This window comes from Corynebacterium sp. HMSC063A05, from assembly GCF_001809695.1.
GTDB lineage: Bacteria > Actinomycetota > Actinomycetes > Mycobacteriales > Mycobacteriaceae > Corynebacterium > Corynebacterium amycolatum.
In genome coordinates this window covers 1-10,762 of the sequence record NZ_KV798505.1, presented here as the reverse complement: position 1 = coordinate 10,762, position 10,762 = coordinate 1, and the positions used below count along the sequence as shown (strand labels likewise).

Here is a 10,762-nt window from a genome sequence, read left to right as displayed (position 1 = left end):
TGGCATGCGGACACACTTTTCTTTACTTAACCCCAAAAAGTGTGTTTGATTCTCAAGATAGTGACTGCCCCCCCAACTGCGGCAGCTCCACAACCCGGGGTCAAGTAGCAAAACTGACAGTCCGAAAGATTGCGGGCTGCACAAGCGAATGTGGGCTGCACATGTGAAACTGTGCGAGTTTATGACACTTTCAGGCCATTTTTCGGGCCATTTTTGACATAAACGCAGTCAGTAACTCGCATCGACCCAACGCCGCCAGACATAAATGCAGTCAGTAACTCGCATTAAGAGCTAAGTGGCAAAAAGCGTCCACCCGGCGACATACTGAGCGGACATACTTTTGTCTGTTAACCCGTCGCTGCCACCGGGGCGCCACAGTCTAGGTTTCCCCGAGCCCCGGGGCCAGATGTCAGTTTTCAACTTAAAATATCTGCTATGAACTGGCGATTTGCTTATGTTTAGCGCTGTTCTGTAGAGTAACAACTCGTGCGCAGCGCTGGTAATCCAGAAAGATGAGCACAGCATTTAAGGCCCTGTGGCGCAGTTGGTTAGCGCGCCGCCCTGTCACGGCGGAGGTCGCGGGTTCAAGTCCCGTCAGGGTCGCCACTTGATTAATTTCAAGTCTGGCCAGATAGCTCAGTCGGTAGAGCGTCCGCCTGAAAAGTGGAAGGTCAGCGGTTCGATCCCGCTTCTGGCCACAATTAATCCCCAGTCCGGAAACGGACTGGGGATTCTTTGTTTTTACCAGGTGTTTGTCGTGGGGATCGTCGTAAAGCAAAGTGCATTGAGCCGTGCGAAAACCTTAAAGTGGGGGAAATTAAACCGCGTGCACACCCTAGCGGATAGGATGTTGTGCATGAGTAAGGAATTCGCCTCAGCAGGAACGCTGTCCCACGATAAGACGCTGCCGTGGGTCGTGCGCATCTTCGTCTACACGGATGCTGAGGGCAGCCAATCGGCTGCTGAGAAGGTTCGTGGGGTGCTCGCGGAACTGATTCCGGATCAGGAAGTCAACGTCTACGAGGATGTCATGCCCGATGTGGGGCGCACCTCTTCGCTCGCTGATTTGTGGGCGGAGGCCAACCCAGGCATGGATCCGGGGGATCGGAAGCGTTATCGCATCAGTGTGGTGGCTCCGGGGCTTTCTCACTGCGAAATGGCGGATTTGGCAGGCCCGCTCGCTGAGGCCGTCAGCCCGGGGTGGGCAGAAGGTGAGGCTGCGGCTAAGGTCGCGAAGGGCGATGTCCCGTGCCGTGTCGCTGTCGGGCGTGCCGACGAGCACCCGGGCGGACCCCCGCTAGTGCAGAATTAGCCAGGATTCGGAATTAATCCGAAGCGAGAGCTGTTATCTGGGTTACATCCTAAGAGTCGTTTGCAATGACGACGCTTCACAACCACGAGAGGGAAGTGATTCCGAAAATGGCACACACTATTTCGCATGATGAGGCCGGTCAGCGCTACGTTCTCACCGTAGAGGGAGAAGAGGCCGGTTTTGCCGCTTACACCCCGGTGGAAGGTGCCCTGGATTTTGACCACACGGTAGTAGATGGCAAATTCCGTGGACAAGGCCTGTCCAAGCCGCTTATCGCAGGTGCGCTGGATGATGTTCGGAAGAACAACCGCAAGATTCGCACCAGCTGCTCCGCTGTTGCCAACTTCGTCGAGAAAAACCCGGAATACCAGGATCTACTGGCTGACTAGTCGCTGAAGGGCAAAGAACGCATAAAGAAACCGACCGGCTGCTCACGATAGCAAGAGCAGCCGGTCGGCTTATTTATGCGTAGAGATAGCTTTAGGGCAGGGCTAGATGAAGTCCCCGTCACCCTGGACGTACACCGCCGGATCGCACAACGGCTTGTGTTCGCCGGGCTTGGCAGGGCGTACGCGGCCCGGAATTCCTATCACGATGGAATCGGGTGGGCAGCTGTGGGTGACCACGGAGTTGGCGCCAATCGATGAACCCGCACCAATTGTGATCGGGCCAAGGACTTTCGCACCTGCCCCGACGGTGACGTTGTCCTCCAGAGTTGGGTGGCGTTTTACCTTCTCCAGTGAGCGGCCGCCGAGTGTCACACCGTGGTAGAGCATGCAGCCGTCACCGATCTCTGCGGTTTCACCAATGACGATACCCATGCCGTGGTCGATGAAGAACCTTCGGCCAATTTGAGCGCCCGGGTGAATCTCAATACCAGTCAGCCAACGGGAAAACTGTGCGAGTACTCGTGCAATGCCCTTGAAAATCCCGCCTCGTTTCCAGAGGCGGTGCGAGAATCGGTGAATCCAGATTGCGTGTAGGCCGGAGTAGACAATGGCATTTTCTACATCACTGCGCGCAGCTGGGTCATGCGCACGGGCATTGTCCAGATCCTCTTTGAGGATTCGGAAAAAGTCACTCATGGGCGTCAATTCTATCTGGTCGGAAGTGTGGGCAATGCAAAAACCCGCTTGCCGACGGAAAGTGCCAGCTAGCGGGCTCTGCAGAGAAGGTTACGGGCGCTTATAGCGCTTGGTTTTAGTCGCGCAGGTCCTCGTACAGGATGGAGGAGACGTAGCGCTCGCCGAAGTCAGGGACAATCACGACGATGTTCTTGCCCTCAGCCTCCGGGCGGGCTGCAATCTCGAGAGCAGCCTTGATGTTTGCACCGGCGGAAATGCCGCCGAGGATGCCCTCGGCTGCAGCAACCTTGCGGGAGACCTCAATAGCGTCCTCGTTGGTAACCGCAATAATCTCGTCGAGAAGCTCCTGGTCGAGAACCTCTGGGATAAAGTTTGCGCCCAGGCCCTGAATCTTGTGCGGGCCGGCGGTGCCCTCGGTCAGCAGTGGGGAGGCCTTCGGCTCAACGGCCACCAGCTTGATGTCCGAGTTGTGCTTCTTCAGCGTGCGACCAGCACCGGTAATGGTGCCGCCGGTGCCGACTCCAGCCACGAAGTAATCAACCTTGCCGTCGGTAGCTTCCCAGATTTCTTCACCAGTGGTTGCCTCGTGGATAGCCGGGTTGGCCGGGTTGGCGAACTGGGAAGCCAGGATTGCATTGTCGGTGTTAGCCACGATTTCGTTGGCCTTATCGACAGCACCGCGCATGCCATCTGCGCCCGGGGTGAGTACAAGCTCAGCGCCGAATGCGCGCAGAACGACGCGGCGCTCCTGGCTCATGGTGTCCGGCATAGTGAGAATGACCTTGTAACCGCGGGCTGCGCCGACCATTGCCAGCGCGATACCGGTGTTGCCCGAGGTACCCTCGACGATGGTTCCGCCCGGCTTGAGCTCGCCAGAGCGCTCGGCGGCATCGATAATTGCGTTGCCGATGCGGTCCTTGACCGAGTTGGCAGGGTTGTAAAACTCCAGCTTGGCAATCACGTTGCCCGGCAGGCCCTCGGTAACACGGTTGAGCTTAACCAGCGGGGTGTTGCCGATCAGTTCAGTGACATCGTTATAAATAGTCATTAATCTTATCCATTCCGGAAATCACAGAGGACTTCCTAATGAGTTTTCGCGTGTAGCCGTAGTGTACGCCTGATGCTGCAATTAGTACAGACCAGTTCGTCTATTTTGGGAATTGCGTGGGGAAGGGGGCTGTTAATTCCGGTGTCACCACCGTCACAGTTGCCGCGGCCGGCACCGTCGCAGTCACACCGCTGATTTCGCAATGCTCCTGCTCTTACCACGTTAACGCTATGTGATTGCCCTGCTCGTCTTTACCTCCATTGTGAGGGTAAAGAGCATTAAAGTTTCTTAGAATCCACTATTCTGAGACGTGATTTACGGTGCACGGGAATGCCTTGTAAATAGGCAGCGGCCCTCGCCACTGTGATTGGGCGCGATTGCGGCCGTTATCTGCACAGCGGTTATATGCGATAACCGAAAACGCAGGCAATGGATCCGATGATTGCGGTGCTTCGTCGAAGCCACTCAGGGGGACTCAAACCTTTGGGGAAGGAGGCGAGGCATTAATAGAAGTGTGAAGCTTTCCTCAGCCCATCAGCCAGGAGACCGACTGTAAATCATCCAATTCGCGTCCGCGGATTGGCGGTCGAGCGGTGCTGTCGAGGTGAATAGCGCCGCAGAAAGAAGATTTACATCATGCATATTGCTGAGGGATTTCTCCCAGTTACTCATTGCATTGGGTGGGGTGTAGCTGCCGCTCCCTTTGTCATTCACGGCGCAGTTCAAGCCAAGCGCACTATGAAAGAGCATCCCGGTAGCGGCATGCTGCTCGGTGCTGCCGGTGCGTTTACTTTCGTGCTCTCCGCAATCAAGATTCCATCCGTGACGGGTTCCACTTCGCACCCGACAGGTACGGGTTTTGGTGCTGTAATCTTCAAACCTCCGGTGATGGCGCTGCTTGGCTCCATCGTGTTGCTCTTCCAAGCAATCTTGCTCGCTCACGGCGGCATTACGACGCTTGGTGCGAACATCTTCTCCATGGCAATCGTCGGCCCGTGGGTCGGCTACGCCTTCTACGTATTGACTCGAAAGCTCGGTGGAGGCCTGCTGCCAGGTGTGTTTATGGCAGCGTTCTTCGCTGACCTCTCCACCTACGTCGTGACCTCCATGCAGCTCGCTCTTGCGCACCCGGCAAACCCGGGCGGTGTTGGCGGCGCGCTGGCTACATTCCTCGGCCTGTTCGCTATCACGCAGATTCCGCTGGCAATCATCGAGGCTCTCGTCACCGTCATTCTCATGCGCACCCTGCTGGCAGTGGCACACACTGAGCTCCTCGATCTCGGCTTCCTGTCCCGCTTCGGCGATGCGCCAGCACCGGCGCTGGAGGCGAAAGCTGCAGACACCACAACCAACGCTGTTGCAGGGTCTGCCACTTCGCAGAATGCTTCAGCTGCATCCGTATCCGGCCAGAAGCAGTAGCCGTCGTCAAGCGAAAAGAAGCGAAAGAGAGCACGATTATGAATGCAAAAAACAACGCGCAGATTGTCGACGCACAGGCAGCTAGCCGGCCGAAGAAGAACTCCGTGTGGGGCAGCGTCGGTCTTATTGTCCTGGTAGTCGTAATTGCCATGTTCCCGCTGTTCTTCAACTACGGCGACGACGACGCAGAGGAGCCGTTCGCCGGCACTGATGCCACCGCTACGGAGACAATTCAGGAAATCGACCCGAACTACGAGCCGTGGTTCGAGCCACTCGTCGGCGAACTGCCGGGTGAGGTCGAGTCGGGTCTGTTCGCGCTCCAGGCCGTTATCGGTGCTGGCGTCCTGTTCTACGTTATTGGCTTCTACCGAGGGAAGGCTGCTGCGCGTTCAGACAAGTGCGAGAAAGAGCAGTGAATGCGCTAGAAGCCGCAGCGGCGCGCAGCGCTTGGGCGCGCCGTAACGTGGGCGAAAAGATCCTGCTGCTCGGTGGGCTGTTGATTCTGGCGGTTGCGCTTCCGCCAATTCCCTTTGCGCCGGTCATTGCGGTCATTGCTTGGTTTATTGCGTACATAGCCCGGGTGCCCCGCAAGCTGTATGTGGCAATGGTGCTGGCACCGGCGGTTTTTGTGCTCGTCGGCGCGTTTCCGATTTTGGTAGCGCTTACTCCCGACGGTCTCGCGTGGTCGCCGGATGGCCCGCAGCGAATGGCGCAGGTTGTGATGCGTTCGTTTGCGGGTATCAGCTGCACGATGGTCTTTGCGCTGACCACTCCGATTTCGGAGCTCATTGCGTGGCTCGACAAACGTGGCATGCCTCGGTACCTGACGTACCTTGCTGAAGTGATTTATCGGATGACTGGCGTGCTGATTCACTCCGCGCACTCAATGACAGAAGCCCAAGCGCGACGTCTTGGGCACTCCACGCGCCGGGCGATGATTCGTGATGTCGCGGCGCAGTCCGCCAGCCTCTTTGTCATCGCTTTTGCTCGAGCCCGCAAAATGCAAGAGGGAATTGAGCTGCGTGCCGATCCGAGCGCAATGAAAGTACTGGTTATTTCGCGGCCGAGCCAGCCGAAGTTCCTCGCGATATCCAGTGCATTACTTTTGTCGTTGATTGCGGCCTGGGCGCTGCTGAAATGGGGTGTATAGGGATGTCGATCAGTAGGAAAAATAGCGCTGATCGCGTGGATGGTGCCAGCGGCGCCATTGTGGAAGCGGCCGCAGTTACATTCGCTTATGACGAAACCCACGTCCTGAAAGGCGTGGAGCTGGCAATTTCGGGTGGCGAGCGCCTAGCACTATTGGGCGCAAACGGTTCTGGCAAATCCACGCTGTTGCGTATGCTCGCGGGAGCGTCTAAGCCCGATGGCGGTGAGGTTCGCCTTGATGGCACCGCCTATAAGTACTCCCGGCACGGCCGCAATACGGTTCGCCGCTCAGTACAGATGGTCACGCAGGATCCGGATGAGCAAATCTTCGCGGCTAGCGTGTTTGCAGATGTCTCTTTCGGTCCCGTCAACCTGGGGCTGGAGAACGAGGAAGTCGAGCGGCGCGTCCGAGAGGCTCTAGGCACCGCCGAAATCACCGATCTCGCCGAACGCGTCCCGCACCAGCTCTCCTATGGTCAGCGCAAGCGCGTCGCTCTCGCAGGCGCGCTGGCGATGCACCCACGCGTCCTGCTTCTCGACGAGCCCTCCGCCGGCCTCGATCCGCAGGCGACCCGAAAGCTTGCACACACGCTCGATCAATTGCGCGATCAGGGCACAGCCGTCGTCGTCGCCACGCACGACATCGACTTCGCGTGGAATTTCGCCGATCGGGCAGCAGTGCTTGCCGACGGCAAACTGCGAGTTGGCTCCAAAGAGGAAATTTTGGCGGATCGACGGTTGGTCGAACATGCTCGATTGGCTTTGCCTTGGGCGCCCGTAGTCTCCAAGGCGATTGGGCGAGATGTGCTCCATCCAGAAGATGTTTAGGCGAGCGGTTTGGTTGGTGAATAGCTCATCGATATGTGCAGCTAAACCACGCTAAAAATGAGAGAAACGCCCGCGGGTAGGGCGCAATGCCTATAAAGATAGGCCTAGAAATATAGGCGAAGCTGTCGCATTTCTTCGCTTCCATTTCACGTCACACCTGTCCGCGGGCGATCTCCGTGGCCGTGGCACTTTGCAGTGTCTTCGGCGCATCAGGCAGGTATTCGGACTTCCTGGCGTGACCGACAATAAGGGGATGACGACTGCCGCTTGCTTCGATGCTTACGTGCAGAACCTTATTATCAATTTTCCTACTTTTCGCCGCTTCCCAAGGTTGAAATAACCTCAGTGCCGTTGGCGAATTTTGTTCCAGATTACCGCTGCGGGACAGTTCCGGAATTGCACCGGATTCCCTCTTGCGTTTGCTGTGCACCACCTTCGGACAACCACGTGGAGGACGTAGCATTGAAAGTGGAACTCAACAAAACCTGTTGCATGAATGACAATAGCGCACCAAAGTAAATCAGCGACAGTGTTTTTCGAAAATGTCCGCATTGGGGGTAAAACGCCGTTCATTACCCTCTGTTATCAACATTCACGCAGTTTATTAGCGGAAAAATAGCTACCCCCTGCCTTGTATCCATTCGGCCGAGGCGGGGCTAATGACAGGATTTATCCTGGTATTTTCTTTACGTACTTGTAGAGAAACCTAGTTGTTTCCTAAGATTGTGTGACGGATGCCTTAATGCAGGTGTACCCGTTCGGAGGGTACTATCTACTTTGTACGGTTTACAGCCCCCGAAAGGGTCCGTAGCCGCTGAGCGGTAGTTGGCCATTTCGTAGGAGTGTAAGTCGGCGCGAAGTCACAGGCTGATGGTGCCTCTGTGGGTGCCAGTGAAGTAATTTGCCCGTTACGCAGGAGGACGCGAGATGGATCCCCACCGCATTCTGGACGACAATGAGGTTATTAAGTCGTCCTTGGTCGCCCTAAAGAATGCGACTGGTATTCCGGTCACAATGTATGCGGAAGTCACCGATAACTCTAAGATGCAGATCAACAACTGGGTTGGCCTGCGTACCCCGGCTCTGCAGAATCTGACTGTGGAATCGGGTGCGGGTGTCGGTGGTCGCGTGTTGGCCACGCGCCGCCCGGTGGGTGTCAGTGACTACCTGCGCGCCAAGGTTATTACCCACGAGTATGACGACAAGATTCGTGACGAAGGCCTGCACTCGCTGGTCGCCGTGCCGGTGATTGTTTCGCGTCTTGTTCGTGGCGTGCTCTACGGTGGCGTGCACTCCTCGGTGCGCCTGGGGGACAAGGTTCTTGAAGAGGTCACAATGACCGCCCGTTGCCTGGAGCAGGACCTCGCTGTCGTCGACGCCTGTCGCAATATGGATCGCTCCGGTAACGGTAAGGGCGGTCGCATCATGAATGGCGCTGAATGGGAGCAGGTTCGCTCCACGCACTCCAAGCTGCGCATGCTCGCTAACCGCGTGGATGATGAGAAGCTGCGCCAGGAGCTCGAGGTGCTCTGCGACCAGATGGTCACCCCAGTTCGCGTTAAGCAGACCACCAAGTTGTCTGCTCGTGAGCTCGATGTTCTCGCCTGCGTCGCCCTCGGTCACACCAACGTCGAGGCCGCAGAGGAAATGGGCATCGGTGCCGAGACCGTTAAGTCCTACCTCCGCTCCGTAATGCGCAAGCTGGGTGCCCACACTCGCTACGAGGCTGTCAACGCAGCCCGTCGTATCGGCGCACTGCCGTAAACCGCTTGACGACGGGGCGCCGCGTTCCTAGCAAACTTGGCTAGTGAACGCGGCGCTCTTTCGCATCTACGGCCGTTTGGCGCTCATCTTCGCGCTCTCCACCGGGAATCCATTTAACGTCGTTGCCGTCGTTGGCCACTCTCGAAAGAATAAACAACAGGTCAGACAGGCGATTGAGATACTTCGCCGGTAGGACTGAAGTAGTTTCGGGAAACTCGCGGCAGGCAGCCCATGCCGCACGCTCGGCCCGACGAGTAATCACCCGAGCTGTGTGCAGCAGTGCCGCGGCTGGTGTGCCTCCAGGGAGGATGAAGGAATCCAGTTTTGGTAGTTGCTCATTGAACTGGTCACACCAGTGCTCGAGTCGCTCGATGTAATCCGGCTCGATACGCAATGGCGGGTACTTCGGGTTTTCTTCAATAGGTGTTGCCAGGTCGGCTCCGGCATCAAAGAGATCATTCTGCACGTAGCGGATGACAGTCGACACCTCGTCGTCAAGCGCGCCGAAACTGCGCGCCTGACCGAGTGCGGCGTTGGCCTCTTCGCACGTGGCGTAGGCGATAAGGCGAGAATCATCCTTGGGAACGCGGCTGAAATCGGATAATCCAGTGGTGCCGTCGTCGCCGGTGCGAGTGTAAATGCGAGTTAGATGAACGCTCATAGTTTCAAGCCTAAGCGCGATATTGCGAAATGTGGTTGGCTGGGGGAGTGGGAAATGAGCGATTTCTGGTTAAAGGCGGAGCGACGCTAAACGGTCAGGTTCAGATTTCCGGGGCGAAGAACTCGGTTCTGAAACTGATGGGTGCGGCGCTTCTGGCCGAGGGCACGACAGTACTGACGAACTGCCCTGAAATTGACGACGTGCCATTGATGCAGAAGGTCCTCGAAGGCCTTGGTTGCTCCGTGACGCGTGAGGGTGACCGGATTGAAATCACGGTGCCCGAAGAACTCTCGCATCACGCTGACTTCGATGCCGTGCGCCAGTTCCGCGCTTCGGTTTGTGTGCTCGGGCCGCTGACGGCGCGTACCCGTAATGCGATTGTCGCACTGCCCGGTGGTGACGCAATTGGTTCCCGCCCGCTGGACATGCATCAGGCTGGCCTGGAGAAATTGGGTGCACGCACCTATATTCACCACGGTTGCGTGGTGGCTGAGGCGGGGCGACTCAAGGGGGCGAACATCAAGCTGGACTTCCCGTCCGTCGGCGCGACCGAGAATATTCTGACCGCGGCCGTACTCGCTGAAGGTACGACTGTGCTGGATAACGCCGCCCGTGAGCCCGAAATTGTCGACCTGTGCGAGATGCTCGTGGAGATGGGCGCCAAGATCTCGGGTGCGGGGTCGAACACCATCATGGTTGAGGGCGTCGAGAAGCTGCACCCGACTGAGCACAGGGTCGTCGGCGACCGAATTATCGCAGGGACCTGGGCCTATGCTGCGGCGATGACCGGCGGCGATATTACGGTCGTTGGCATCAACCCTAAGTACCTGCACCTTCCTCTGGAAAAACTGAAGAATGCAGGCGCTCAGGTCGAGACCTATCCGCAGGGCTTCCGCGTGCGTATGGACGGGCGTCCGCAGGGTGTGAACTATCAAACGCTTCCATACCCAGGCTTTCCGACGGACATGCAGCCCATGGCCATTGCTCTGTCCGCGGTGTCCGAGGGGACGTCAGTGCTTACCGAGAACGTTTTTGAGTCGCGCTTCCGGTTTGTCGACGAGATGATTCGCCTCGGCACTGACGCGACTATCGATGGCCACCACGTGATGATTCGCGGAAAGGAAACGCTGAGTTCGGCACCTGTGTGGTCTTCGGACATTCGCGCTGGTGCCGGTCTGGTGCTGGCCGGGCTGTGCACTGAAAAGGGAGACGTCACCGAGGTGCACGATGTTTATCACATTGATCGCGGTTACCCGGGTTTCGTAGAGACGCTAAATGCTCTCGGCGCTTCTGTTGAACGGGTTAGCTAGTGGTCGTTGGCTTCCGGCTGATGGCTAATAGCTAAGCGCACGGTGCTAGTGAAGCGCACGGTGCGGAAAACCATCGCAAATCTTCGGTTTTGGATGCTTTAGAACCGTTAGGAGTGATTCTCCAGTGGGGCATGTGGTGGTTTTCGCTCTCTTACCTGGGGTTTTGTGTCTTTAGGTGGGGTGTGT

Annotated in this window: 11 protein-coding genes, 2 tRNA genes and 2 riboswitches; of the genes, 10 read left to right on the top strand and 3 right to left on the bottom strand. The window is 57.2% G+C overall.

The features are described from left to right. Positions 1-529 precede the first annotated feature (529 nt). From HMPREF2651_RS08000 to HMPREF2651_RS07985, 4 genes are all read left to right on the top strand, one after another. Positions 530-606: transfer RNA gene (locus tag HMPREF2651_RS08000), tRNA-Asp, on the top strand. Between the two features lie 19 nt (positions 607-625). Beyond that, positions 626-698, top strand: a tRNA-Phe gene (locus tag HMPREF2651_RS07995). Positions 699-856: 158 nt separating this feature from the next. Next, a complete protein-coding gene (locus HMPREF2651_RS07990; RefSeq protein ID WP_049181147.1) occupies positions 857-1,312 on the top strand; it encodes a hypothetical protein in 456 nt (151 codons plus the stop codon). 107 nt (positions 1,313-1,419) lie between these two features. Further along, positions 1,420-1,701 (top strand): GNAT family N-acetyltransferase, encoded by a 282-nt coding sequence (locus tag HMPREF2651_RS07985; RefSeq protein WP_042388192.1) that lies wholly within the window; start codon positions 1,420-1,422, stop codon positions 1,699-1,701. A gap of 102 nt (positions 1,702-1,803) precedes the next feature. Here HMPREF2651_RS07985 and epsC read toward each other — a convergent pair whose 3' ends face one another. Beyond that, positions 1,804-2,397: a serine O-acetyltransferase EpsC gene (epsC, locus tag HMPREF2651_RS07980; RefSeq protein ID WP_016421365.1), complete on the bottom strand. Its 594-nt coding sequence runs from the start codon at positions 2,395-2,397 to the stop codon at positions 1,804-1,806. 115 nt (positions 2,398-2,512) lie between these two features. Beyond that, entirely contained in the window at positions 2,513-3,445 is a 933-nt protein-coding gene (gene cysK, locus HMPREF2651_RS07975; protein WP_049181146.1) for a cysteine synthase A, read from the bottom strand. 301 nt (positions 3,446-3,746) lie between these two features. Then, positions 3,747-4,015, top strand: a riboswitch (cobalamin riboswitch). A 66-nt stretch (positions 4,016-4,081) separates the two neighbouring features. On the opposite strand from cysK, the gene HMPREF2651_RS07970 reads away from it, so the two are divergent. The 5 genes from HMPREF2651_RS07970 to ramA all read left to right on the top strand — a co-directional run bounded on the left by HMPREF2651_RS07970 (position 4,082) and on the right by ramA (position 8,605). Then, entirely contained in the window at positions 4,082-4,864 is a 783-nt protein-coding gene (locus tag HMPREF2651_RS07970) for an energy-coupling factor ABC transporter permease (protein ID WP_016421363.1), read from the top strand. 38 nt (positions 4,865-4,902) lie between these two features. Further along, on the top strand, positions 4,903-5,280 hold the full coding sequence (locus tag HMPREF2651_RS07965; protein WP_049181145.1) for an energy-coupling factor ABC transporter substrate-binding protein: 378 nt from the start codon (positions 4,903-4,905) through the stop codon (positions 5,278-5,280). Then, entirely contained in the window at positions 5,277-6,014 is a 738-nt protein-coding gene (gene cbiQ, locus HMPREF2651_RS07960; protein ID WP_038626453.1) for a cobalt ECF transporter T component CbiQ, read from the top strand. Before HMPREF2651_RS07965 ends, cbiQ begins: the two co-directional genes overlap by 4 nt. Before the next feature lie 2 nt (positions 6,015-6,016). Beyond that, positions 6,017-6,841 carry an energy-coupling factor ABC transporter ATP-binding protein gene (locus HMPREF2651_RS07955; protein WP_038626451.1) on the top strand — a complete coding sequence of 275 codons (825 nt, stop codon included), beginning with the start codon at positions 6,017-6,019 and terminating at the stop codon, positions 6,839-6,841. A 194-nt stretch (positions 6,842-7,035) separates the two neighbouring features. Beyond that, positions 7,036-7,293, bottom strand: a riboswitch (cobalamin riboswitch). A gap of 475 nt (positions 7,294-7,768) precedes the next feature. Further along, the gene (gene ramA / locus HMPREF2651_RS07950) at positions 7,769-8,605 is read left to right on the top strand and encodes an acetate metabolism transcriptional regulator RamA (RefSeq protein ID WP_005511953.1); all 837 of its coding nucleotides are present in this window, start codon (positions 7,769-7,771) and stop codon (positions 8,603-8,605) included. A 40-nt stretch (positions 8,606-8,645) separates the two neighbouring features. On the opposite strand, the gene HMPREF2651_RS07945 is transcribed toward ramA, so the two are convergent. Beyond that, on the bottom strand, positions 8,646-9,266 hold the full coding sequence (locus tag HMPREF2651_RS07945; protein WP_049181144.1) for a cob(I)yrinic acid a,c-diamide adenosyltransferase: 621 nt from the start codon (positions 9,264-9,266) through the stop codon (positions 8,646-8,648). A 47-nt stretch (positions 9,267-9,313) separates the two neighbouring features. On the opposite strand from HMPREF2651_RS07945, the gene murA reads away from it, so the two are divergent. Beyond that, positions 9,314-10,576, top strand: a complete 1,263-nt coding sequence (gene murA, locus HMPREF2651_RS07940; RefSeq protein ID WP_224786688.1) for a UDP-N-acetylglucosamine 1-carboxyvinyltransferase — start codon at positions 9,314-9,316, stop codon at positions 10,574-10,576. The last annotated feature ends 186 nt before the right edge of the window (positions 10,577-10,762 follow it).

Bases quoted from the DNA above. Each gene is read 5' to 3' on its own strand.
- HMPREF2651_RS07970 (WP_016421363.1), top strand. From the start codon at position 4,082: ATGCATATTGCTGAGGGATTTCTCCCAGTTACTCATTGCATTGGGTGG.
- HMPREF2651_RS07955 (WP_038626451.1), top strand. From the start codon at position 6,017: ATGTCGATCAGTAGGAAAAATAGCGCTGATCGCGTGGATGGTGCCAGC.
- HMPREF2651_RS07945 (WP_049181144.1), bottom strand. From the start codon at position 9,266: ATGAGCGTTCATCTAACTCGCATTTACACTCGCACCGGCGACGACGGC.
- epsC (WP_016421365.1), bottom strand. From the start codon at position 2,397: ATGAGTGACTTTTTCCGAATCCTCAAAGAGGATCTGGACAATGCCCGT.
- cysK (WP_049181146.1), bottom strand. From the start codon at position 3,445: ATGACTATTTATAACGATGTCACTGAACTGATCGGCAACACCCCGCTG.
- ramA (WP_005511953.1), top strand. From the start codon at position 7,769: ATGGATCCCCACCGCATTCTGGACGACAATGAGGTTATTAAGTCGTCC.
- HMPREF2651_RS07990 (WP_049181147.1), top strand. From the start codon at position 857: ATGAGTAAGGAATTCGCCTCAGCAGGAACGCTGTCCCACGATAAGACG.
- HMPREF2651_RS07985 (WP_042388192.1), top strand. From the start codon at position 1,420: ATGGCACACACTATTTCGCATGATGAGGCCGGTCAGCGCTACGTTCTC.
- HMPREF2651_RS07965 (WP_049181145.1), top strand. From the start codon at position 4,903: ATGAATGCAAAAAACAACGCGCAGATTGTCGACGCACAGGCAGCTAGC.